Source organism: Blautia sp. BIOML-A1 (genome assembly GCF_009883055.1).
GTDB lineage: Bacteria > Bacillota > Clostridia > Lachnospirales > Lachnospiraceae > Blautia_A.
The window spans coordinates 51196-74148 of record NZ_WWVR01000034.1 but is presented as its reverse complement, the minus strand read 5'-3'; the positions used below and the strand labels follow the sequence as shown (position 1 = coordinate 74148).

Below are 22953 nucleotides of genomic sequence, written 5' to 3'. Positions count from 1 at the left end.
GAGGAAAATCAAATGTCAATGTTGGAAGTAAAAGATCTCCAGGTTTATTATGGTGTCATCCAGGCATTGAAGGGAATTTCCTTTCATGTAGAACAGGGAGAAGTTATCGCGCTGATCGGTGCGAATGGCGCAGGTAAGACTACAACCTTACAGACGCTGACAGGAATCATTCCGGCCAAGTCAGGAAGCATTCTTTTTGGCGGCAGGGATATTACCAGAACACCGGCACACAAGATCGTAGAGATGGGAATGGCTCATGTACCGGAGGGACGACGTGTATTCGCAGATATGTCCGTATACGAAAACCTTCTGATGGGAGCATACACAAGAAAAGACAAGAATGAGATCGCACAGAGTCTTGAGATGGTATATAAGAGATTTCCGCGTCTGAAAGAACGTAAAGGACAGCGTGCAGGCACACTTTCCGGTGGTGAGCAGCAGATGCTTGCCATGGGACGTGCACTGATGAGCAAACCCAAGATCATTCTGATGGATGAGCCTTCCATGGGTCTGTCCCCGATTTTTGTAAATGAGATTTTTGATATCATCAAAGAAGTAAGTGAAAGTGGTACGACCGTTCTTCTCGTTGAGCAGAATGCAAAGAAAGCCCTTTCTATCGCAGACAGAGCCTATGTTCTTGAAACCGGAAGTATCACTCTGGAGGGCAAGGCAGATGACCTGCTTCATGATGAATCTGTCCAGAAGGCATATCTGGGAGAATAAGGAGGAGAATCACTATGGATCATGTTGTGATCACAATTGCAAGACAGTATGGAAGCGGCGGACGCACCGTTGGAAAGATGCTGGCAGAGCGCCTTGGAATCTCTTTTTATGATAAACAGATCATTCATATGGCGTCCGACGAGAGTGGAATCGATGTAAATCTTTTTGGGAAGATAGAAGCAGGTGATAAGATCAAAACCTCCCTGTTTGGCAATAAGAGCAGTATTTACAAGGGAGATCTGGTTCGTCCGGGAAGCAGGGATTTTATTTCTGATGAAAACCTTTTTAATTATCAGGCAAAGGTTGTCAATGATCTTGCAGAAAAAGAATCCTATGTTATCGTAGGACGCTGTGTGAATTATGTATTTAAGGATCGTCCGAATACGCTGAGAGTATTTGTTCATGCACCGTGGGAGTTCCGTGTAGAGCAGGCCTCCCAGAAGATTTCCGGATCAAGAGAAGATGTAGAGAAGTTCCTTCTCAAAGATGATAAACGCAAACAGGAATACTACCGCAAATTTACCGGTGGTGTATGGAATGATGCAACAAATTATGATCTCTGCCTGAACAGCGGCAAGCTCGGATTTGAGAAATGTGTAGATGCGATCGAAGCACAGTTAAAGATCATGCTGGATAAGTAAATACAGGGGCATCAGGGACTCAGAAGTGGAAATACTGATGAGTTTCTGGTGCTTTTTTGGATTTTGCCGCATATATTTAAGGGAGTACAGTGTGAGCAGAGTGGCTATGAGAAAAAGAGGTATAAGGATTGCCGCTGTACTTTTGCTGATCATGGGAAGTGCTTTTGCAAAAGTGCGGAAGCTGGAAACCGTGCAGACAGATGGAAGTGTAAGTGTTGTCAGGCCGAGAGTTGCACTGACCTTTGATGATGGCCCGAGTCCGAAATATACGCCAGTTCTTCTGGACGGACTGAAAGAACGAAATGTCCATGCGACTTTTTTTCTGCTGGGTAAAAATATAAAGAAAAACCAAAAGCTGGTGCAGCGGATGCAAAGAGAAGGACATCTTCTGGGAAATCATACCTACAATCACGTTCAGCTGGACAAAATATCAGAGACGACTGCAAAGCAGGAAATCCTCAGAACAAACAATGAAATCTATGAGACTGCCGGAATCTATCCGGAATATATGCGGCCGCCTTACGGGGCCTGGAAGAAAAATCTGGAACTGTGCGTGGAAATGTTTCCGGTGTTCTGGGATATTGATACCCTGGACTGGAAGAGCCAGAATGTGGAAGCTATACTGGAGACAGCAGGAGACAGACCGGAGGATGGTTCGATCATTCTTATGCACGATGAGTACGAAACCAGTGTGGAAGCTGCGTTTCTTCTCATCGACCGGCTGAAGAAAACCGGGTATGAGTTTGTGACAGTGGATAAATTGATTTCAGACTGTGCTGGCGGGTCATTGTGAATGATGTGAAGACTGACTGGATTGGCATTGCATTTTCTGAATGTTTTCGTTATACTGATAGATAAAGAATTCATTAAAAAAGGAGTAAAAATGGACAGATTTTTTAGTATGGATAATAAGTTTTTTACATTTATGGGAAAGGTAGCAGATCTGTGTATCCTGAATATTGTATGTCTGATCTGCTGTATCCCGATCGTGACGGCGGGGGCATCGATCACCGCGATGTTTTTTGTTACCATGAAGATGGTAAAGAACGAAGAGTCCTACATAATTAAAAGCTTTTTTAAATCCTTCAGACAGAATTTTAAGCAGGCGACCGTGATCAACCTGATCATGCTGGCAGTAGCTACAATCCTGTATGTGGATCTTCGTATCGTAAATCAGATGGGACAGCCAATTTCACAGATCCTGCATGTGATCTTTCTGGCATTTACGGTACTGTATGCGATGGTGTTCATGTATATTTATCCGGTTCTTGCAAAATTCTACAATTCAACCAGGAATACATTTATCAATGCAGTCCTTATGTCTGTTCGCCATCTTCCGTATACTGTCCTGATGGCACTGGTATGTGCATGTCCGATAGTGCTGATCTTTTTTGCACCGACCTTCAGAGTACAGTCGACAATCCTTGTGATCTGTCTTGTGATTGGTGGGGCGGTAGTGGCATACTGCAATTCATTTTTCCTGGTAAAAATTTTTGAAAAATATATTCCGGAAGATGCAGATAATGCAGATGGAGGAAGTGCAGAATGAAAAACTGGAATGGTAAACCGTACCATTCACTGGACTATATGCTGCGAGAGAGATTTGGCGAGAAGGTATACAAGGTGACACTGAACGGAGGGATGTCCTGTCCGAACCGTGACGGAAAGCTGGGAGACAGAGGCTGTATTTTCTGCAGTCAGGGTGGAAGCGGCGATTTCGCCGCAGATGCGGCCCTGACGATCACCGAACAGATTGACAGTCAGATCGCAGTCCTGTCGGCGAAGCGTCCGATCCATAAATATATCGCATATTTCCAGGCATATACCAATACCTATGCACCGGTAGAATATCTCAGAAGAATTTTTACAGAAGCGATCCGGCATCCGTCTGTGGTGGCAGTGTCGATCGGAACAAGGCCGGACTGCCTGGGAGAGGATATTCTGGAGCTTTTGAGTGAACTCAATCAGATCAAACCGGTGTGGATAGAACTTGGGCTGCAGACGATACATGAGAGGACTGCGGCATATATTCGAAGAGGATATCCATTATCTGTTTTTGAGACGGCAGTCAGGAATCTTCGTGAACGTGGAATAGAGGTGATTGTTCACACGATCCTGGGACTTCCGGGAGAATCACAGGAAGATATCCTTGCGACGATGAAATATTTAAATCACAGAGATATACAGGGAATAAAACTTCAGCTTCTTCATGTACTTAAGGATACAGATCTTGCACAGGAATATCTGGAAGGCAAATTTCATGTATATGAAAGAGAAGAATACCTGAATCTGGTGATCCGGTGTCTGGAGAACCTGGATCCGGAGATTGTTATACACAGGATGACAGGGGACGGGCCTGAGAAGCTCCTTCTGGCGCCACTGTGGACAGGCAGGAAAAGGGAGGTTCTGAACCTTCTGCATCATCAGATGAAGGTATGTGACAGTTGGCAGGGAAAGCAGTTCCATTCTCTGCCAGAATAAGAAAGAGGTGACCGAAATGGCAGATCCATTTACAACGTACAAGCTGATCGTATTATATATGGCGAAGCATGCGACAGAGGCACTGACAAATTCACAGATTTCAGAATTTATTCTGGATCGGGAATATACAGATTATTTTCAGCTTCAGAAAGTACTGTCAGAGCTGACGGAGACAGAACTTCTCCACAAAAGAACGATCTCCAACAGTTCTTATTATGAACTGACGGAAGAGGGCCGCAAGACACTTTCCTATTTTGAAAAGGATATTTCTCAGGATATCAGAAATGAGGTGAAGGAATATCTTGAAAGCTGCGGATGCAGAGTACAGGAGAGGATTCTGACACCGGCTGATTATTATACGACACCACAGGGCGGATATGCAGTACGTTGTCAGATTATAGAGAGGGACTCTACGATCATGGATCTGAGCATGGCAGCACCAGGCAAAGAGGCAGCTCAGGCAATCTGCCGGAGCTGGGCTTCAAAATCACAGGATATTTATGAAATGCTGATGAGTGAACTGATATCATAAATTTAAAAGGGGACGAAAAGCAAATGTTCAGAACTGCTTTTCGTCCCCTTTGGCATCGGGAGTCAGGATTCATCCTTTATGTGTTTCAAATGTTCCTGAATCGTCTTTTCATATCCCATGTCACCTGGTTCATAAAAATGTTCTCCCTGAATCTCAGATGGGAGATATTGCTGTTCCACATAGTGGTTGGGATAATCGTGTGCGTACTTATAACCGATTCCCCTGCCAAGCTTCTCGTGGCCGCCGTAATGGGCGTCCTGAAGATGGACAGGTACGGTTGTGCGGGTCTTTTTGACAGAATCCATGGCGGAGAAAATCGCATTTACAGCAGCATTGCTTTTGGGGGCACATGCCATATAAGTGACAGCCTGAGAAAGAATGATCTGTGCTTCCGGCATACCGACGCGCTCAACAGCCTGAGCAGCGGCAACAGCAACGCAAAGTGCCTGAGGGTCAGCATTTCCAATATCCTCTGAGGCGAGGATCATAATTCTTCTTGCAATAAATTTGATATCTTCTCCGGCATAGAGCATTTTGGCCAGATAGTAGACTGCCGCATCCGGATCAGAGCCACGCATACTCTTGATAAAGGCAGAGATGATGTCATAGTGGTTGTCACCCTGTTTATCGTACTGGACAACACGTTTCTGGATACATTCAGAGGCAACATCAAGTGTCAGGTGGATGTAACCGTCAGAACTTTTTGGAGTTGTCAGTATTCCAAGTTCTACAGCATTCAGGGCACTTCGTGCATCACCGCCTGCCATATCCGAGAGAAAATCAAGAGCGTCATCATCAATTACAGCCCCATAGTTGCCCATACCCTTATCGCAGTCATTGACTGCCCGGAGAATGAGAGTACGGATATTGTCCTGACTCAGCGCTCTGAGCTCAAAAATAATAGAACGTGAAAGAAGCGCACCGTTGACCTCAAAATAAGGATTTTCTGTTGTGGCACCGATCAGGATGATTGTTCCGTCCTCAACGAAAGGGAGGAGATAGTCCTGCTGTCCTTTGTTGAAACGGTGGATCTCATCGATGAACAGGATGGTTTTCCGGCCATACATGCCGAGCTGTTCCTGAGCTTCCTTAACGACCTGTTCCATGTCTTTCTTGCCGGCAACGGTCGCATTGATCTGTGTAAAATTGGCACGGGTCGTATTGGCAATGACCTTGGCAAGCGTTGTCTTACCGGTTCCGGGAGGTCCGTAGAAGATAACAGAGGTCAGCTTATCAGCCTTGATCGCACGATATAATAATTTATCCTTTCCTACAATATGCTCCTGGCCGACAACTTCATCCAGTGTGGAAGGACGGAGCCGGGAGGCAAGAGGAGATTCCCTGTCAAGAGTTTTTGATTTGGCATATTCAAATAAATCCATAATGATACTCCATTCTGAAATAATGATCCGTACATTTGTTCTAAGTATACTTGATTTTTAAAATAAATTCAACTGAGAAGATGTTTTGCATATGAAAATGCTGAAACTTCTTGCTTATCACAGAGTAAAGTGTTAAAATATCAGATATGTGAAATAAAGCACAATGTAAGCTAAAGGAGCAAGGTTATGGGTAAAAAAATCAGGACGGAAGAGGTTGACCATTTATTTGAGGCGATCCTCTGTTTGAAGAATAAAGAAGAGTGTTATACCTTCTTCGAGGATGTATGCACAATTAATGAACTTCTTTCTCTCTCACAGCGTTTTGAGGTGGCTAAGATGTTGACGGATAAGCGCACGTATCTGGATATTTCAGAGAAGACAGGGGCTTCAACAGCAACGATCAGTCGAGTAAACCGTTCACTTAATTATGGAAACGATGGATACGAAATGGTTTTCGAAAGAATGAAAGCCAAGGAAGCACAGGAAACAGAAGAATAAATCTGTTACTGTTCACAGTAACGAATAAATAAAACAGAGTTTGCAGGAAGGGGATACTTCCAGCAGGCTCTGTTTTATTTTGTAAGAAATTACTTCGTATTATGCTGAAGGTTCTTCGACAGGGGAAGGTGAAGGCATTTCGGAAGCGGCAGGGGAGACGAGGCTGAAATATTCATCGATGCCATCGGCTACGGCTTTTGCCATTGTTTCGTGGTTTGAAGAATCTGTGATATACAGGTCATCCTTCTGGTTGCTCATAAATCCCATCTCGAGGATTGCAACAGGGACTGTGCTCCAGTTTGTCCCGGTCATATTGTCAGAAGAAATTACTCCAAGATTTCCAAGACCTGTCGCATCGCAGTAATGGTTGATGATACAGGTTGCCAGAGTGTTGCTTTTTTCGATGATATCCTGGCTCAGATACTGATTGGAAGAAGTAGGAGCCATGGTGAGAGCTCCGGCAGAAGCAGAATCGTTAGCTCCATTTGCGTGGATACGCACAGTGATGTCGGCTTCCTCTTCTGTGGCAAGTTCGGCCCGTTCCTTGTTGCTGATTGCTTTATCATTGTCTTCTCTTGTCATGATGACATTGTATCCGCGGGAAAGAAGTTCCTTCTGAAGGACAAGAGAAACCTCAAGGTTTACTTCATATTCAGGAACGTTTGAGAAATTCCCGCTGGTTCCGGTTGTAGCCTTGTTTTTGGTCTGGGAGGATCCCGGAGCCATAGGTTCCTGTGCACTCATATCTACCCAGGAACCCTGGTGTCCGGCATCGACACAGACGGTAAAACTGCCCTGTGTCTTTTTGTTCTTTGTGTTGGCGGCAGACCAGTCCATACCAGCTGAAGAGTCAGAAGAACTGGTTGTACCCTCGGTCTGTTCTTCTGATGTGTCGGAAGCTTGTTCCGAAGCGGAAGAGGGCGGTTTGATCATTGCCTGTCCTTCCATATTTTCCTGTGAGGCTTCTGAGGCAGCAGAAACAACTGCCGGGGATACAAGAACCAGACCGCCAAGAAGTAAAGATGTCAAAAAAAATTTCATAAAACTGGTACCTCCTGAAAAAAATTTATATATAAAAAATACAAATCTGAAATCTATTCTGCTATAATAAAAATATAAAACAGATGGTTCAAACAGATAACTCTATGATATGACATTATGAATATAATTGCAAATTTTCTTGAAAGTATTATACAGAAATAATATAATAAAGGTAACTGTTCACAGGTAATATCCCGCGAGGTGTTTTGCCATGAATATGGCAAAATCCCGAGACATACGGGGCAAAATGCCATCACCGAAGGTGATTTGGAATGCATTTTGACCAAGTTACTGCGAACGGAGTGAACAGTAACTAATAAAGGTAACTGAACATTAAGGAAGAGAGAACATGAAAAATAAAATTTTAACATCAATTTTAATTAGCTGCATTACATTGGCGGCAGCGACAACACAGCCATGTTATGCGGCAGAAGAACAGCATGTCAGTGAACATTCTGAGGAACACGCACAGACGGCAGAAGATCCGGATCATCACGCAGAACCGGCACCGGAAGAGACAGCTTCCATTCAGGAGGGGCAGGGAACTCTGTCACCGCCGTCGGAATCCGAAGGAGGCAGTATATTCGGAAGCTCTGCATCATCTGAGACGGCAGGAACGGATGAGAAGCTTCAAGGAGTTTTATCGAATCTTGCACTTCCAGCAGGAAACGGAACCTGGTCTGTATATGTGTGTGATCTGGTAAATAATACAGAAGGTGCCATCCAGGATGCCAGAATGCAGGCAGCAAGTCTGATCAAGCTTTATATTATGGGAGCAGTATATGAGAACTATGACAGTATCATTGCACAGTACGGACAGTCCAGTGTAGATTCCAATCTGTATTCCATGATTACTGTCAGTGATAATGATGCAGCGAACACACTGGTAAGTTATCTGGGAGGCGGAGACAGCAGTGCAGGAATGACGGTGGTAAATGATTTCTGCAGTGAAAAGGGGTATTCCAGTACCCATATGGGAAGGCTTCTTCTGGCAAGCAATCAGTATGACGATAATTATACATCGGTTTCGGATTGCGGACATTTTCTCAAAGAGGTTTACGAGGGAAGCAAGGAATCTGATGCACATGCACAGGCAGAATTCGATTTACTTGCAGCACAGACCAGAAGAAACAAGATTCCGGCACAGATGCCGGTCGGAGTCAGCATCGCAAATAAGACCGGAGAGCTTTCCGACGTAGAGAACGATGCCGGTATTATCTATAATTCCTCAAATGATCTGATCATTGTTTTTATGTCAGAAAATGTATTGCAGCCGGGAACAGCTCAGAGTACAATCGCATCCCTGAGCAGACAGATTTATGATTCTTACAGTTCATAGGACTGTAAAATAAATAATCGTGACTGTGAGGATTCTGAACAGTTACGAATAATCTAAAAAAGGAGGGTATCATTATGATGAGAGAGAAATTAACGGGGATTTTTGAAACATCTATTTTTAAATGGGCAGCATTGTTCGTACTTGTTTTCACTTTGTCACTTCCTGTGACAGCGAAGGAAAGCTTTGCAGGAACCATTTACACTGTAAGTGTGGCCAAGGGATATCTTGCTCTTCGTACCGCCAAGGCCTATGATTCACGCAATGAGATCGGAGAACTCTATACAGGAGATACGGTAGAAGTGACAGACACCAGTGATAATACCTACTGGTATGTATATTCCTCAAAGCTTAACAAGTCCGGCTATGTAAACCGCAATTATCTTGTAGGCGGTGCTGCAAGCACAGGAGGAAGTAACTATACCGTAAGTGTGGCCAAGGGATATCTTGCTCTTCGTACCGCCAAGGCGTATGATGAGAGAAATGAGATCGGAGAGCTGTACAGTGGAGATACGGTGCAGGTACAGGATACCAGTGACAGTACTTACTGGTATGTATATTCCCCGAAGCTTAATAAGTCCGGCTATGTAAACCGCAATTATCTCGTGGGCGGTGCAGTAACCACAGGCGGCGCAAGCTATACGGTCAGTGTGGCCAAGGGATATCTTGCCCTTCGTACCGCCAAGGCATACGATTCGAGCAATGAGATTGGAGAATTGTACAGTGGAGATACGGTGCAGGTGCAGGATACCAGTGACAATACCTACTGGTATGTATATTCCCCGAAGCTTAATAAATCCGGTTATGTGAACCGCAATTATCTTATTGGCGCCGGAAGCAGCAGCCCGTCAGTTGTTACCAAGACCGTAAGTGTGGTCAAGGGATATCTTGCTCTTCGTACTGCCAAGGCCTATGATGAGAACAATGAGATCGGAGAACTGTACAGTGGAGATACGGTACAGGTACAGGATACCAGTGACAGCACCTACTGGTACGTATATTCCCCGAAACTTAATAAATCCGGTTATGTAAATAAGAATTATTTATACTAAAACATCAGAACAGTCAAAGAGGTTCCTGCCAGAAGCGGCAGGAACCTCTTTTAAACTTATTTCTTTTTTCTGGGATCTTTGTCCCGGAGACTGTCGATCATCTGCTCGATGATCGTTTTTTTCATGTAGACATCAAAGCTGAGCAGGCAGATGAAAGAGAATAATTTCAGGAAATCCTGCTCATCCTCCGGAGCATCCGTAAACGTATTCTGAGCAGTCTGATAATCCTTCAGAAGCTCCTTCTTGAGAACTTCAATCTGTTCTTTCTCCATGCTGAAAACTTCCTCATAGATAGAAGTCAGATCCAGTTTCTCCTGAGATTTAAAATATTTATCCGTGATCGGATTCAGAAGAGTCTGAATATCATTGATAGAAAGAATATTCTTGAAGTAGTAAATAAAGATCAGAACCAGCAGGTGCTCTCTGGAATAACGCTTCTTCACCGGTGACGGAAGAAGATTATTCTTGGCGTAGTTATTGATCATGGTCTTGGTGAGAATCTTGTCTTCCTGATATCGCTTGGAATGTGCAAGCTGCTCTTCCATGAAAGTCGTTACCTGATCCATATAAAGATCAATATTCGGAATGTCCTCGGGTTTAATATATCCAATTCCGGAAACCCAGTCCAGAATATGCCTGATCATCGCCTCATTATCTGTTGACATAAATACCACTTTCCTCTCTCTTATGCCCCTTATTATATAGTTTTAAATACTACTTGTAAATGTTTTTCTAAAGGAATTTGTTATTTTGGCGGTAAGTACGGGGGGAAATCCCATAAAAATTCTTGAAAGCCCTGGAAAAATGGAGTTGGTTGGGATAGCCGACCTGCCTGCTGATCTCGCCCACAGAAAGATCTGTGATCTTGAGAAGTTCGGCAGCTTTTTCCATACGGTACTGGATAAGAAATTCCTGTGGAGACTGTCCGAGGACATCACGGAAAACCTTGCCAAAATAACTCCGATCCAGATTGCAGCGGCGAGCCATGTCCTCGACCGTGATCGCACGGGAATAATTCTGGGCGATGAAGGTCACAGCTTCGTTCGTGTAAAACTGTGCACGTTTGCCTCCCTGGGTGTGCCGCCTGGAAGACGATCCGCTGACCAGTGCATCCATGATAAGATAAAGATGCCCGATCAGATGATAGGAAGATTCCTGAGCGTGTGTGGCAAGATACAGAATCTCATTTTTGAGCCGCTCCCCATCCTGTGGTGTGCGTGGAAGATAGACCGGAGAGTCAGAAGAAAGACCGGAGCCCTCCAGAATCTCCTTTGCCCGGAGTCCGCTGAATTCGATCCAGGCATATTCCCATGGGTCTTTGCGGTCGGCAAAATAAGTATTTACACAATCGGGCTCAATTAGGAATCCCATTCCGCCCTGAAGCTGGTATTCCGTAGACTGGGAATTTTCATCATCAACCAGGAGTGTTCCTTTACCTGAAATAATATAATGGAACAGGAAATGGTTTCGTACAAAAGGACCGTAGGAGTGTAGTGGAAGACACTGTTCATATCCATACTGGTAGAGTGTAAGATCCATAAAACGGTCATCTGAAAACACATGAAACAAGACTTTATCCATATTTTATCCTCCATGAAACATAGAAACTGGTTGATATTACTAAAAAATATCAATTAAAATTGTCAGTAATACACGAAAATTGCATGTTTTTCTATATTATATACCATAATGAGTCTATACTTCAACTTTATTCTTTAAAAAACGAATAAAGGTATAAAAGTGCTGTCATGGGAATATTTACGGAAAGAAGTCCAGATGATATTATTTTAGATGAAGAGTGACGGAAATCCGTTCAGGATCCAAAATACTATGGCCGTGGTAATAAAAGAAAAACAGGAAGGGAGAGAAGTGCAATGAAGAAAAAATTAATTCTTGCAGGAACCGTTCTTATGGGAGCAGGACTTGCTCTTGCCGGATGTGGAGATTCCTCAAAAACTTCTGACGGCAAAACAAAGATAGAAATGGTTCAGTACAAACCGGAGGCAGTCAAAGCCTTCGAAAAGATGGAAGAGAAATTTAACGAAACCCATGATGACATCGAACTGACGATTGAATCACCGAATGAGGCAATGACAATCCTCAAGACAAGATTTATCAAGGAAGATCAGCCGGATATCATTGGAATTGGTGGAGATGTGAACTATTCCAATTTCCTGGATTCTGATATGCTGATGGATATTTCAGATTTTGATGGTCTGAAAGACATCAAACAGTCCTACTTAGATATCGATAAAAATCTGGAATTTATTCCGGAAGATGGTACTTACGCAGTTCCGTATGTGGCAAATGCAGCAGGAATCCTTTATAACAAAGAAATGTTCGAAGAAAATGGCTGGGAGATCCCGACAACCTGGGATGAATTCATAGAACTTCTGGATACGATCCAGGCTTCAGGACAGCTTCCTTTGTACTTTGGCTTTAAGGATACATGGACCTGTCTTGCACCGTGGAATGCCATGGCGTGTGACCTCTCACCGGCAGATGTCTGCCAGCAGGTCAACAAAGGAACGACAACTTTTTCAGAAGAATACAGAGAGCTTGCCGACAAGATCATCCAGCTTCTTCCATATGCACAGAATGATCCATATGCATTCAGCTACAACGATGCCTGCACTGCTTTTGCAAGAGGGGAATCTGCAATGTACTGTATCGGAAGCTACGCAGTTCCGCAGATTCTGTCTGTGAATCCGGATATGCAGATTGATTCCTTCGTATTTCCGGCAAACGACAATGCAGACAAACAGGTGCTGAATTCTGGTGTAGACCTTCAATTTTCGGTTATGAAGGACTGCAAAAATAAAGAAGCCGCTTATGAAGTTCTGCAATTTATGCTTGAGGATGAAAATATTCAGATTTACCTGGACGAGCAGAATGCAGTTCCATGCAAGGAAGGTGACTTTGAACTTCCGTCCATGCTTGACGGCGTGAAAGAATACATCGAAAACGACAAAATGACAGACTACCAGGATCACCATTATCCGTCAGAAATGGCCGTAGATGCAATGATCCAGACCTATCTTATGGATGGTAATGCAGACAGCTTCCTTGCAAAATTCGATAAAGACTGGATACGCTACAACCGTGACCTGATACGAAAAGTCCAGAAGTATGAGGAAGAACATGGAGAGGGAGGAAATGAATCATGAAAGGAAATGAAAGAAAACGTACATTTATGCTGATCACCATTCCGGTGCTCATCCTGTTTTTTGCCTTTAATACACTGCCGCTGATCAAAGGCTTCATCTACAGCTTTACGAACTTCAAGGGATATGGAAGTTACGAATGGGTAGGACTCAGAAACTATATTGACCTCTTTCAGGATGCACGCGTAGGAAAATCTTATCTGTTTACGTTTAAATTTGCAATCGTGGCAACGATCATTGTCAATGTGATAAGTCTGATCCTTGCACTTGGTCTGAACAGCAAGATCCGTGCAAAAAGTGCACTCCGTGGAATCTATTTTATCCCGAATGTTCTCGGAGGACTTGTTGTAGGCTATATTTTCAGTTTTATTTTCACATATATTCTCCCGACGATCGGAGAAAACCTGGGAATCGGATTTCTCAAAAGCAGTATGCTTGCGAGCACAAAGTCAGCATGGTTTGCAATCGTAATTGTTGCAGCATGGCAGGCGATCGCCATGAACACGATCATCTATATCTCAGGTCTGCAGACCGTTCCGGAGGATGTTTATGAGGCAGGCGCGATCGACGGTGCAACCGGATGGAGCAAGTTCAAAAACCTTACTTTTCCGCTGATCATTCCTTTTTTTACCATAAATATGGTTCTCTGCATGAAAAACTTCCTCATGGTATTCGACCAGATCATGTCTTTGACAAAAGGTGGTCCGGCACAGAGTACAGAGTCTATTTCCTATCTTATTTACAGAAACGGAATGGATGGAGGACAGTTTGGTTTCCAGAGTGCGAATGCAGTACTTTTCTTCGTAGTCATTGTTGCAATTTCTGTATTCCAGCTTACATTTATGAATAAAAAGGAGGAACAGTTATAATGAAAAAGAACAGTCAGATGCCAGGCAAAACCAACTGGCCGGTTACAATCCTTTTGATCCTTGGATGTATCACGATCTTTTTTCCATTATATATGGCAGTGATCATTGCATTCAAAAAGCCGTCCGAGATGACAAATGATATTGCAGGAGCACTTTCCCTGCCGTCCTCCTGGAGCTTTTCGAATTTTACAGAAGCAATGAAAGTCACAGATTTCTGGAATTCTCTTGGAAACTCTCTGCTGATCACAATTGTGACAGTGGTACTTGCCATTCTGATTCATTCTATTGCCGGATATGCGATCGGAAGAAACATGGCAAACAGCAAATTTTATAAATTTTCTTATCTTTATATCGTGAGCGGTATGTTTGTTCCATTCGCGATCCTGATGATGCCGCTTGTAAAACAGACTTCTCAGATGGGAATCGGAAACAGGGTTGGTGTGATCGTGCTTTATGTGGTATTCTATATGCCAATGAATCTTCTTCTGTATTCCGGTTATCTCAAAAATATTCCGATGGCACTGGAAGAAGCTGCAAAAGTAGACGGTGCAAGTACATGGAAGACCTATTGGAGTATTGTTTTCCCGATCATGAAGCCAATGCATGCGACAGTGGCAGTTTTAACTGCACTTGGAACATGGAATGATGTTATGACTCCACTCGTCATGATGTCCGGAACCGGTAAAAACACACTTCCGCTTGCACAGTTGAATTTCCAGACACAGTTTGGAACAAATTATAACCTCGCCTTTGCATCCTACCTGCTGGCACTGATCCCAATTGTGATCTTCTATCTGGTATGCCAGAAGCAGATACTCAACGGTGTTGTAAACGGAGCGGTTAAATAAATTTAATCATAATTTATCCAGAGGAGAAAAACTATGACAATTGTATTTGAAAAAGAAAACAGACTGTTCACTCTGTGTACCAGAAACAGTATGTATCAGATGAAGGCAGATGATAAGGGAATTCTGCTTCACACCTATTATGGAAAGAAAACAGAGGTTTTTGATTATTCTTATCTGATCCAGAGAAGAGACCATGGTTTTTCCGGAAATCCGGAAGAAGCAGGAAATGACAGAACCTATTCTACAGATACTCTGCCACAGGAATATTCTTCCTTTGGAAGTGGAGATTATCGCGAGAGTGCACTCGATATCCGCTATGATAATGGAACAAGAACTCTGGGGCTTCGTTATGAAGGCTATGAGATCATCAAGGGAAAATATTCCATTCCGGGACTTCCGGCAATGTATGCAGACGAAAACGAGGCAGAGACTCTCGTGATCACTCTTCGTGATGATGTGCAGGATGTCAGAGTAAAACTGTATTATGGTGTGATCGAAGAACTGGATATTATCACAAGAACCGTCTGCGTGGAAAATCATGGAAAAGCACAAGTTCAGCTTGAGAGAGTCATGTCTCTCTGTTTGGATCAGCCATACGGAGACTGGGACTGGATGACCTTCTATGGAAAACATGAGATGGAAAGACAGCTTTCCAGAACACCGATCCATCACGGCGTGCAGTCTGTCGGTAGCCTTCGCGGGGCATCCAGCCATCAGTACAATCCATTTGTAATGCTGGCGGATAAGAATGCAACAGAAACTTCAGGGGAATGCTATGGATTTTCTCTTTTGTACAGCGGAAACTTCCTTGCGGCAGCAGAGAAGGATCAGTTTGATCAGACCAGACTTATCATGGGAATCCATCCGGAAAACTTCGAGTTCCTTCTGAAAGAAGGGGAAACCTTCTGGGCACCGGAAGTTATGATGGTATACAGTGCAGATGGTTTTGAAAAAATGTCCAACTGTTATCACAAGGCAGTCAGAGAGCATGTCTGCAGGGGAAGATTCAAACTTGAGAGAAGACCGGTCCTGATCAATAACTGGGAGGGAACTTACTTTGACTTTACGGGAGACAAGCTTCTTGAGATGGCAAAAGAGGCAGCTTCCTGTGGTGTGGAACTGTTTGTTATGGATGACGGCTGGTTTGGCAAGCGTGACGATGACAACAGCGGTCTTGGCGACTGGCAGGTAAATGAGAAAAAGCTTGGATGTACCTTAAGTGAACTGGCAGACCGTATCCACGACCTGGGAATGAAATTCGGTATCTGGTATGAGCCGGAGTGTATTTCAGAGGACAGTGACCTTTATCGTGCACATCCGGACTGGGCATTTACTGTACCGGGACGAAGACCAACCCGCGGACGTAATCAGCTTGTGCTTGATTTTTCCAGAGAAGATGTCAGAAATCATATCTTTGATGAGATGACAAAGGTTCTGGATAAGGCGGATGTGGATTATCTCAAATGGGACTTTAACAGAAGTATCAGCGATATTTACTGTGCAGCACTTCCGGCAGAACGTCAGGGAGAGGTTCCGCATCGTTATGTGCTCGGACTGTATGAATTTCTGGACAGACTCGGAAAGAGATATCCGGATATGCTGATTGAGGGATGCAGCGGCGGCGGCGGAAGATTCGATGCCGGCATGCTTCATTATAATTCCCAGATCTGGTGCAGTGACGACACAGATGCCATTGAACGACTGAAAATCCAGTATGGTACTTCCTTTGCATATCCGGTCAGTGCGGTAGGCTCTCATGTATCCGCCTGCCCGAACCATCAGACAGGAAGAATCGTTCCGTTTGAATCAAGAGCAACAGTAGCTATGGCGGGAACCTTTGGATATGAACTGGATCCGGCTAAGCTTTCAGAAGAGGAAAAACAGCAGATCCAGGAGCAGATCGCAGAGTTTAAGAAATATTATGATGTGATCCATTTTGGAAATTATTACAGACTGACCAATGCGATGGAAGAAGGTCCATATGCTGCATGGGAATTTGCAAAAGAAGACGGAAGTGAGGCACTGGTCAGTGTGGTAGCTTCCAGAGTACGTACAAATGATCCGGGAGTGAGAATCAAACTTCGCGGCCTGAAAGAAAACCAGATGTATCTGGTAAATGGAGTGGAATATCCTGGCGGAGCACTGATGCATGGAGGACTTCTTCTCGAGGAGGCAAAGAAAGAATACCAGAGCTGGAATTACCATATTGTAATGAAATAAGTAAAACCCCACAGACCCCCAAAATGAAAGGTCTGTGGGGCTTTTTTGTATGCATAAGAAATGTGCTTTACCCGTACAGTACTTTCATGTATAATAGAAAAGACCGAAAAACATCAGTTCGCTTTGTTTAACTTATCAGCAGAAACAGGAGATTTATATTTATGAGCATATATGATACCTTGAATCAGCCTCAGCAGGAGGCTGTCTTTTATACAGAAGGACCTCTTCTGATCCTTGCGGGAGCAGGATCTGGCAAGACAAGAGTACTGACGCACAGGATCGCTCACCTGATCGGAGATAAAGGTGTGAATCCGTTCAATATTCTTGCCATTACTTTTACAAATAAAGCTGCACAGGAGATGCGGGAACGTGTGGATAAACTGACCGGCGCAGACGGAATGAGCGTCTGGGTGTCAACCTTTCACTCTACCTGCGTCCGCATTCTCAGGCGTTATATCGACAGGCTTGGATATGATAACCGTTTTACCATTTATGATACGGATGATCAGAAGACCCTGATGAAGGAAATCTGCCGCAAGCTGAATATCGATACCAAGAAATACAAGGAACGGGCTCTTCTGGCACGGATCTCTCATGCAAAGGATGAAATGATCACACCGGATGATATGGAGCGTGAGGCAAAGGGAGATTTTAACCAGAAAAAGATAGCTGCGGTCTACCGTGAATATCAGGCGGCACTTAAGAGAAACAATGCTCTGGATTTCGATGACCTTCTGGTCAAAACCGTAGACCTTTTTGAGAAGTGTCAGGATGTGCTGGAAGCCTATCAGGAAAGATTTCGCTATATCATGGTAGATGAGTATCAGGATACCAATACCGTACAGTTTAAGTTTGTAAGCCTTCTGGCTGCCAGATATGGAAACCTGTGCGTAGTGGGTGATGATGACCAGTCCATTTATAAATTCCGCGGGGCAAACATTGGAAATATTCTCGGATTTGAACGTGTTTTCCCAGATGCAAGGGTAATCCGACTCGAGCAGAACTATCGTTCTACAAAGAACATTCTGAATGCGGCAAACGAGGTCATCGCCAACAACACAGCACGTAAACCGAAACGTCTCTGGACAGAAAACGCAGAGGGAGAGAAAATACACTTCCGACAGTTTATGAATGGATTCGAGGAAGCGGAATACGTGATCGGAGATATCGCAAAGAAAAAGAGAGAGCATCTGGCAGACTACCGAGAATGTGCGATCCTTTACAGAACCAATGCTCAATCCCGGCTTTTTGAAGAAAAGTGCCTGAAAGCCAATATTCCATACAAGATCGTGGGAGGAATCAACTTCTATGCCCGCAAAGAGATCAAGGATCTTCTCTGTTATCTCAAGACGATCGATAACTCGGCAGATGACCTGGCAGTCAGACGTATCCTGAATGTGCCAAAGAGAGGCATCGGTGCAACAACAGTAGGAAGAGTACAGGACTATGCAGACTATATGAATGTAAGCTTTTATGATGCACTCAGAGTGGCGGAGGAGGTTCCGGCAATCGGAAGAAGTCTTTCCAAGATAGAAGGTTTCGTTACCTTTATACAGTCACTTAAGAGCAAAGCACAGGCATACAGCGTCACAGAACTTCTGGAAGAGGTCATAGATCTCACCGGTTATGTGGATGAACTTAAGGCAGAGGATACGGAGGAATCCAGAGCAAGGATTGAGAATATTGATGAGTTGATATCCAAGACGGTTTCTTATGAGGAGGCTATGAAGGCAGAGGGAAGAGAGGCAATGCTTTCCGGTTTCCTGGAAGAGATTGCACTGATCGCAGATATTGATACGGTAGATCCGGCTCAGGATTATGTTCTTCTTATGACCCTGCACAGCGCAAAGGGCCTGGAATTCCCCTATGTTTACCTTGCAGGCATGGAGGATGGAATGTTCCCGAGCAGTATGTGTATTTTTTCGGATGATCCTACAGATATGGAAGAAGAGCGCAGACTCTGCTATGTGGGTATTACGAGGGCGATGAAAGAATTGACGCTGACAAGTGTACGCCAGCGTCTTGTGAGGGGAGAGGTACAGTACAACAAAGTATCCAGATTTGTCCGTGAGATTCCGCGGGAACTGGTAGAACTTGGGACCGTTATTCAGGAACATAAACCATCTGTGCAGGAGACAGCTTCACCAAAAAACAGTTATATGCAGATGCGACAGACATTTAAGGCAAAGGCATTTGATCCGCAGAAATTTAAAGTTACCAAGGCGGCGTCTCTGGATTATGGAGTAGGGGATACCGTCCGTCATATCAAATTTGGTGTAGGAATTGTCAAAGCTATTGCAGAAGGTGGAAGAGATTATGAAGTGACCGTAGACTTTGACAAAGTTGGTGTCAAAAAGATGTTTGCAGGCTTCGCAAAACTGAAAAAAATCTAACTTTTTTCTTAAGAATTCTTAATGTTTTTGGACTTTGGTTGCTTATACAGACAGGGAATGTTATACTGAGCGTATGCAAATACAGAAGGGAGTACAGAATGAAAACAACTTTGAGGATCGTCACCAGAATGCTCCCTGCTTACGGAGTTTTTCCACTTGTTTTTTCGTTTATATTCAATTGTCTTGTATACTCCGGTTCCAGAATGATCGCGGGAGGATGGTACCACCACAATATAGAAACAGGCTTGGACAGAAGCCTTCCGTTTGTCCCGCAGTTTCTTGTAGTTTATTTTGGATGCTATCTTTTCTGGGCTGTCAATTATATTCTGATCGCGAGACAGGAACGACACAGAGTGTATCAGTTTTTTACGGGAGATTTTTTGTCAAGATGTATCTGCCTTGTCTTTTTTCTCGTGTATCCGACAACCAATACAAGACCGGTGATCACAGATGCCGGTCTGTGGAATCAGGCGGCACTCTGGCTTTATTCGGTAGATGCGGCAGATAATCTGTTTCCGTCAATCCATTGTCTGGTAAGCTGGTTCTGTTATCTTGGCATCCGGGGAAACCAGAAAGTACCAGTATGGTATCAGAGAGTGTCCATGGTGATAGCAGTTCTTGTGTTTGTATCAACGCTTCTGACAAAACAGCATGTAATTGCAGATGTTGCAGGAGGAGTTATTCTGGCAGAATTGTGTTTTTGTATCGGCAGAAAGACAGAACTGTACAGAATATACGAAAAATTTGGCAGCAGGATTGAGCAGAAAATCCTAGAGTTTACAGAAGGGTGAAGTCTTTATGAAAAAAAACAAAAAAATCATCTTCAACACTGTATTTCTACTGCTTGTATTCGTCCTGACGATCTATGGCGTTTTTCATGGGGAGGACCTCGGAGATGTTATAGAGGTTATTGAGAATGCGGACAAACGCTGGCTTTTGCCGGGAATCGCACTGGTAGCCTTTTTTATCTGGGGAGAATCAGTCATCATCTGGTATATGATGCGTTCTTATGGTATTCATCTGAAGAAAACATCCTGTTTCCTTTTTTCATCGGTGGGCTTTTTTTTCAGTTGCATCACACCGTCTGCGAGCGGTGGGCAGCCAATGCAGATCTATTACATGAAGAAAGAAAAGGTTTCCATTCCGGTGGCAACGGTCATATTGATGATCGTTACGATCACATATAAGTTTGTACTGGTGGCGATCGGAGTCGGCATTGCAGTTTTTGGAAGAGGCTTCCTTCATCAGTATCTGGAGGGGATCCTTCCGGTCTTCTATCTGGGACTGGGACTGAATATCTTTTGTGTTACTTTTATGACTGTGCTTGTGTTTCATCCGGATCTTGCCAGAAATTTTCTGGTAAAGGGACTCAAAATACTGGAAAGACTGCACCTTCTCCGCAAAAGAGAAAGCAGGCTTAAGAAACTGGAAGATTCTATGGATACCTACAGAGAGACTGCAGCGTATCTTAAGGGACATCCGAGAGTTATCTTTAATGTGATTCTGATCACATTTGCACAGAGAATGGCCTTATTTGCTGTTACCTGGTTTGTGTATCGGGCACTGTCACTGAGTGGGACAGGATTCTGGACGATCCTGTTTCTGCAGGCCGTGATTTCTGTTTCTGTAGACATGCTGCCCCTTCCGGGAGGAATGGGAATCAGCGAGACACTGTTCCTGAATATTTTTGTACCGGTTTTTGGAAGCTGTCTGCTACCCGGAATGGTACTGAGCAGGGGACTGGGATACTATGGTGAACTTTTGATCAGTGCGTTTTTTACGGTGGTGGCACAGTTGACGATCGGTCAGAAAACGTAACTGTATGGAACAGTTAAGCAAACAAATGAAAACAGGGAGTAGTATAAATGATTGGATTTTATGATTATACAGTAGTGTTAACATACATAAGCCTGATCTCTTCGATCATGGGGATGTTCTGTGCAATAGACGGGAAACTGCCGTTTGCGGTATTCTGCCTTGCATTTTCCGGATTATGCGACATGTTTGACGGCAAAATTGCCAGAACCAAAAAGAATCGTACAGATGATGAGAAATCGTTTGGGATTCAGATAGATTCCCTTTGTGATATTGTCTGCTTTGGAATTTTTCCGATTATTCTCGGATATAAGCTTGGCATGTGCAGAATATACAGTCTTGTGATCCTTTCCTTTTATGGGGTGGCAGGAGTCATCCGTCTGGCATATTTTAATGTCATGGAAGCCAAGAGACAGAGTAAGACAAGTGAAAACCGCAAATATTATCAGGGACTTCCGATCACATCCATGTCCGTGATCATGCCGCTTCTGTTTGTGGTTTCTGTGTTCTTCCCGGGATTCAGATATTTTCTTGGCTGTCTTCATATAGCAATGCTTCTGGTAGGCTTTCTCTTTATTTTTGATTTCCGTTTCAGAAAGCCGACAAATCAGGAACTGGTTGTTCTTGTATCAGTTGTGGGAGTGGCAGTTCTTTTTATTCTGTTTTATAAGGAAGGCTGGTGGACAAAATACGGCCTTCGCATACGTAGATTAAAAGGAGTATGAGTTTATGCGATATACAGCGGATCGTGAGGGGCATAAATGGCAGGAGAGTACTGGACAGGATAAATTCCTTGAGAAGCTCTATGGCAGTGCAGTGGGGAGATGTATCCTCAGACCACTCGTATCACCGGTAGTTTCGAAGCTGGGAGGCAGGATACTGGACTCCCGGATATCCGTACTTGCTGTGGAACCTTTTATCAGAAGGAATGGAATCAATAGGGAGGATTATGAAGAAAAAGAATATTCTTCATATAATGATTTTTTTACAAGGAAACTGAGACAGGGTGCACGTGAGATGGATATGGATGAGAGACACTTTATCAGTCCATGCGACTGTCGTTTAAGCGTTTATCCAATCGAACCTCAGATGGAAGTTACGATCAAGAATACCTGTTATACCGTCGGAAGCCTGCTCAGAGATGAGAGGCTTGCAGAGCATTTTAAAGATGGATATCTCTGGGTATTCCGACTCAGTGTAGACGATTATCACCGGTATATCTATGTAGATAATGGAAGAGAATCCGTGCGCAGACGGATACCGGGAGTTCTGCACACCGTGAATCCTGTGGCAAATGATGTCTGTCCGATCTACAAGGAGAACACAAGAGAGTACTCACTTCTGAAATCGGAGCACTTCGGAACGCTTCTGATGATGGAGGTCGGCGCTCTGATGGTTGGAAAGATTGAGAACCGTCCGGTGATGAGCCATGTAAGGCGTGGCCAGGAAAAAGGAAACTTTGCGTTCGGTGGATCTACGATCATCTATATGACTCAGAAGGATAAGGTTTTTCCGGATATGGATATCCTGATAAACTCAGCAGATGGGATTGAGACAAAGGTGCAGATCGGTTCAAGGATCGGAAAAGGTAAAAACTAAAATTTTTGAGAAGATATGGTAAAACAAAGCAAATAGTGATATACTATGGGATATAAAAACGAGCGAGAGGATGGTGCATAGAATGAATCTGAATAATCTCAACAATCTGAATATGAATGCCAAAATTGAAGAATTACTTTCAACCCTTAAGAAGAAAGAAGACGAGAAAGAAAAGAATACTGTTCTTTGGGTACTTGCAATTGTTGGTGCAGTTGCTGCTGTAGCAGGTATTGCATTTGCAGTATATCGTCTTTTTACACCGGATTATCTGGAGGACTTCGAAGAAGATTTTGATGATGATTTCGATGACTATTTTGAGGATGACGAAGAAGAGTAAGTGCATCATAACCATGTATGAT

Annotated in this window: 23 protein-coding genes; 19 read left to right on the top strand and 4 right to left on the bottom strand. The window is 43.7% G+C overall.

What is annotated here, in order from left to right; all coding sequences use genetic code 11:
* Positions 1-12: 12 nt before the first annotated feature.
* The 6 genes from GT674_RS13570 to GT674_RS13545 all read left to right on the top strand — a co-directional run bounded on the left by GT674_RS13570 (position 13) and on the right by GT674_RS13545 (position 4377).
* Positions 13-723, top strand: a complete 711-nt coding sequence (locus GT674_RS13570; protein WP_161286192.1) for an ABC transporter ATP-binding protein — start codon at positions 13-15, stop codon at positions 721-723.
* Between the two features lie 14 nt (positions 724-737).
* The gene (locus GT674_RS13565) at positions 738-1364 is read left to right on the top strand and encodes a cytidylate kinase-like family protein (protein WP_161286191.1); all 627 of its coding nucleotides are present in this window, start codon (positions 738-740) and stop codon (positions 1362-1364) included.
* Between the two features lie 106 nt (positions 1365-1470).
* Positions 1471-2157 carry a polysaccharide deacetylase family protein gene (locus tag GT674_RS13560; RefSeq protein WP_161286190.1) on the top strand — a complete coding sequence of 229 codons (687 nt, stop codon included), beginning with the start codon at positions 1471-1473 and terminating at the stop codon, positions 2155-2157.
* 90 nt (positions 2158-2247) lie between these two features.
* A complete protein-coding gene (locus GT674_RS13555) occupies positions 2248-2913 on the top strand; it encodes a YesL family protein (RefSeq protein ID WP_161286189.1) in 666 nt (221 codons plus the stop codon).
* Entirely contained in the window at positions 2910-3845 is a 936-nt protein-coding gene (locus GT674_RS13550) for a TIGR01212 family radical SAM protein (protein ID WP_161286188.1), read from the top strand. The genes GT674_RS13555 and GT674_RS13550 overlap by 4 nt, the downstream gene beginning before the upstream one ends.
* Before the next feature lie 16 nt (positions 3846-3861).
* Positions 3862-4377, top strand: a complete 516-nt coding sequence (locus GT674_RS13545) for a DUF4364 family protein (RefSeq protein ID WP_161286187.1) — start codon at positions 3862-3864, stop codon at positions 4375-4377.
* A 62-nt stretch (positions 4378-4439) separates the two neighbouring features.
* Here the strand turns inward: GT674_RS13545 and GT674_RS13540 are convergent, their stop codons facing one another.
* Positions 4440-5759, bottom strand: a complete 1320-nt coding sequence (locus GT674_RS13540; RefSeq protein ID WP_161286186.1) for a replication-associated recombination protein A — start codon at positions 5757-5759, stop codon at positions 4440-4442.
* 186 nt (positions 5760-5945) lie between these two features.
* On the opposite strand from GT674_RS13540, the gene GT674_RS13535 reads away from it, so the two are divergent.
* Entirely contained in the window at positions 5946-6257 is a 312-nt protein-coding gene (locus GT674_RS13535; RefSeq protein WP_161286185.1) for a YerC/YecD family TrpR-related protein, read from the top strand.
* A 99-nt stretch (positions 6258-6356) separates the two neighbouring features.
* Here the strand turns inward: GT674_RS13535 and GT674_RS13530 are convergent, their stop codons facing one another.
* Positions 6357-7298, bottom strand: a complete 942-nt coding sequence (locus GT674_RS13530; RefSeq protein WP_161286184.1) for an N-acetylmuramoyl-L-alanine amidase — start codon at positions 7296-7298, stop codon at positions 6357-6359.
* 349 nt (positions 7299-7647) lie between these two features.
* On the opposite strand from GT674_RS13530, the gene GT674_RS13525 reads away from it, so the two are divergent.
* On the top strand, positions 7648-8637 hold the full coding sequence (locus GT674_RS13525; RefSeq protein ID WP_161286183.1) for a serine hydrolase: 990 nt from the start codon (positions 7648-7650) through the stop codon (positions 8635-8637).
* Between the two features lie 74 nt (positions 8638-8711).
* On the top strand, positions 8712-9686 hold the full coding sequence (locus tag GT674_RS13520; protein ID WP_192926036.1) for a hypothetical protein: 975 nt from the start codon (positions 8712-8714) through the stop codon (positions 9684-9686).
* Between the two features lie 56 nt (positions 9687-9742).
* On the opposite strand, the gene GT674_RS13515 is transcribed toward GT674_RS13520, so the two are convergent.
* Positions 9743-10351 carry a DUF1836 domain-containing protein gene (locus tag GT674_RS13515; RefSeq protein WP_161286182.1) on the bottom strand — a complete coding sequence of 203 codons (609 nt, stop codon included), beginning with the start codon at positions 10349-10351 and terminating at the stop codon, positions 9743-9745.
* Between the two features lie 67 nt (positions 10352-10418).
* Positions 10419-11267: an AraC family transcriptional regulator gene (locus GT674_RS13510; RefSeq protein ID WP_161286181.1), complete on the bottom strand. Its 849-nt coding sequence runs from the start codon at positions 11265-11267 to the stop codon at positions 10419-10421.
* Positions 11268-11560: 293 nt separating this feature from the next.
* Between GT674_RS13510 and GT674_RS13505 the strand changes: the two genes are divergently transcribed.
* The 10 genes from GT674_RS13505 (at position 11561) to GT674_RS13460 (ending at position 22931) form a co-directional block, all read left to right on the top strand.
* A complete protein-coding gene (locus GT674_RS13505; RefSeq protein WP_161286180.1) occupies positions 11561-12853 on the top strand; it encodes an ABC transporter substrate-binding protein in 1293 nt (430 codons plus the stop codon).
* Positions 12850-13719 (top strand): carbohydrate ABC transporter permease, encoded by an 870-nt coding sequence (locus GT674_RS13500; RefSeq protein ID WP_022213205.1) that lies wholly within the window; start codon positions 12850-12852, stop codon positions 13717-13719. The genes GT674_RS13505 and GT674_RS13500 overlap by 4 nt, the downstream gene beginning before the upstream one ends.
* Positions 13719-14567, top strand: a complete 849-nt coding sequence (locus GT674_RS13495; protein WP_022213206.1) for a carbohydrate ABC transporter permease — start codon at positions 13719-13721, stop codon at positions 14565-14567. Before GT674_RS13500 ends, GT674_RS13495 begins: the two co-directional genes overlap by 1 nt.
* A 33-nt stretch (positions 14568-14600) precedes the next feature.
* Positions 14601-16787, top strand: coding sequence for an alpha-galactosidase (locus tag GT674_RS13490; RefSeq protein WP_161286179.1), 2187 nt, complete (start codon positions 14601-14603; stop codon positions 16785-16787).
* Positions 16788-16948: 161 nt separating this feature from the next.
* Complete coding sequence (gene pcrA / locus GT674_RS13485) at positions 16949-19180, top strand: DNA helicase PcrA (RefSeq protein ID WP_161286178.1); 2232 nt, start codon at positions 16949-16951, stop codon at positions 19178-19180.
* Positions 19181-19278: 98 nt separating this feature from the next.
* Positions 19279-19971, top strand: a complete 693-nt coding sequence (locus GT674_RS13480; protein WP_161286177.1) for a phosphatase PAP2 family protein — start codon at positions 19279-19281, stop codon at positions 19969-19971.
* Between the two features lie 7 nt (positions 19972-19978).
* Positions 19979-20998 (top strand): lysylphosphatidylglycerol synthase transmembrane domain-containing protein, encoded by a 1020-nt coding sequence (locus GT674_RS13475; RefSeq protein WP_161286176.1) that lies wholly within the window; start codon positions 19979-19981, stop codon positions 20996-20998.
* 47 nt (positions 20999-21045) lie between these two features.
* A complete protein-coding gene (locus GT674_RS13470; RefSeq protein WP_161286175.1) occupies positions 21046-21720 on the top strand; it encodes a CDP-alcohol phosphatidyltransferase family protein in 675 nt (224 codons plus the stop codon).
* Between the two features lie 4 nt (positions 21721-21724).
* Positions 21725-22594 (top strand): phosphatidylserine decarboxylase, encoded by an 870-nt coding sequence (locus GT674_RS13465; protein ID WP_161286174.1) that lies wholly within the window; start codon positions 21725-21727, stop codon positions 22592-22594.
* Positions 22595-22676: 82 nt separating this feature from the next.
* A complete protein-coding gene (locus GT674_RS13460; RefSeq protein ID WP_330585584.1) occupies positions 22677-22931 on the top strand; it encodes a hypothetical protein in 255 nt (84 codons plus the stop codon).
* The last annotated feature ends 22 nt before the right edge of the window (positions 22932-22953 follow it).

Excerpts from the sequence above, each read along its gene's own strand:
- GT674_RS13570 (WP_161286192.1), top strand. The coding sequence starts at position 13 with ATGTCAATGTTGGAAGTAAAAGATCTCCAGGTTTATTATGGTGTCATC.
- GT674_RS13565 (WP_161286191.1), top strand. The coding sequence starts at position 738 with ATGGATCATGTTGTGATCACAATTGCAAGACAGTATGGAAGCGGCGGA.
- GT674_RS13560 (WP_161286190.1), top strand. The coding sequence starts at position 1,471 with ATGAGAAAAAGAGGTATAAGGATTGCCGCTGTACTTTTGCTGATCATG.
- GT674_RS13555 (WP_161286189.1), top strand. The coding sequence starts at position 2,248 with ATGGACAGATTTTTTAGTATGGATAATAAGTTTTTTACATTTATGGGA.
- GT674_RS13550 (WP_161286188.1), top strand. The coding sequence starts at position 2,910 with ATGAAAAACTGGAATGGTAAACCGTACCATTCACTGGACTATATGCTG.
- GT674_RS13545 (WP_161286187.1), top strand. The coding sequence starts at position 3,862 with ATGGCAGATCCATTTACAACGTACAAGCTGATCGTATTATATATGGCG.
- GT674_RS13540 (WP_161286186.1), bottom strand. The coding sequence starts at position 5,759 with ATGGATTTATTTGAATATGCCAAATCAAAAACTCTTGACAGGGAATCT.
- GT674_RS13535 (WP_161286185.1), top strand. The coding sequence starts at position 5,946 with ATGGGTAAAAAAATCAGGACGGAAGAGGTTGACCATTTATTTGAGGCG.
- GT674_RS13530 (WP_161286184.1), bottom strand. The coding sequence starts at position 7,298 with ATGAAATTTTTTTTGACATCTTTACTTCTTGGCGGTCTGGTTCTTGTA.
- GT674_RS13525 (WP_161286183.1), top strand. The coding sequence starts at position 7,648 with ATGAAAAATAAAATTTTAACATCAATTTTAATTAGCTGCATTACATTG.
- GT674_RS13520 (WP_192926036.1), top strand. The coding sequence starts at position 8,712 with ATGATGAGAGAGAAATTAACGGGGATTTTTGAAACATCTATTTTTAAA.
- GT674_RS13515 (WP_161286182.1), bottom strand. The coding sequence starts at position 10,351 with ATGTCAACAGATAATGAGGCGATGATCAGGCATATTCTGGACTGGGTT.
- GT674_RS13510 (WP_161286181.1), bottom strand. The coding sequence starts at position 11,267 with ATGGATAAAGTCTTGTTTCATGTGTTTTCAGATGACCGTTTTATGGAT.
- GT674_RS13505 (WP_161286180.1), top strand. The coding sequence starts at position 11,561 with ATGAAGAAAAAATTAATTCTTGCAGGAACCGTTCTTATGGGAGCAGGA.
- GT674_RS13500 (WP_022213205.1), top strand. The coding sequence starts at position 12,850 with ATGAAAGGAAATGAAAGAAAACGTACATTTATGCTGATCACCATTCCG.
- GT674_RS13495 (WP_022213206.1), top strand. The coding sequence starts at position 13,719 with ATGAAAAAGAACAGTCAGATGCCAGGCAAAACCAACTGGCCGGTTACA.
- GT674_RS13490 (WP_161286179.1), top strand. The coding sequence starts at position 14,601 with ATGACAATTGTATTTGAAAAAGAAAACAGACTGTTCACTCTGTGTACC.
- pcrA (WP_161286178.1), top strand. The coding sequence starts at position 16,949 with ATGAGCATATATGATACCTTGAATCAGCCTCAGCAGGAGGCTGTCTTT.
- GT674_RS13480 (WP_161286177.1), top strand. The coding sequence starts at position 19,279 with ATGAAAACAACTTTGAGGATCGTCACCAGAATGCTCCCTGCTTACGGA.
- GT674_RS13475 (WP_161286176.1), top strand. The coding sequence starts at position 19,979 with ATGAAAAAAAACAAAAAAATCATCTTCAACACTGTATTTCTACTGCTT.
- GT674_RS13470 (WP_161286175.1), top strand. The coding sequence starts at position 21,046 with ATGATTGGATTTTATGATTATACAGTAGTGTTAACATACATAAGCCTG.
- GT674_RS13465 (WP_161286174.1), top strand. The coding sequence starts at position 21,725 with ATGCGATATACAGCGGATCGTGAGGGGCATAAATGGCAGGAGAGTACT.
- GT674_RS13460 (WP_330585584.1), top strand. The coding sequence starts at position 22,677 with ATGAATCTGAATAATCTCAACAATCTGAATATGAATGCCAAAATTGAA.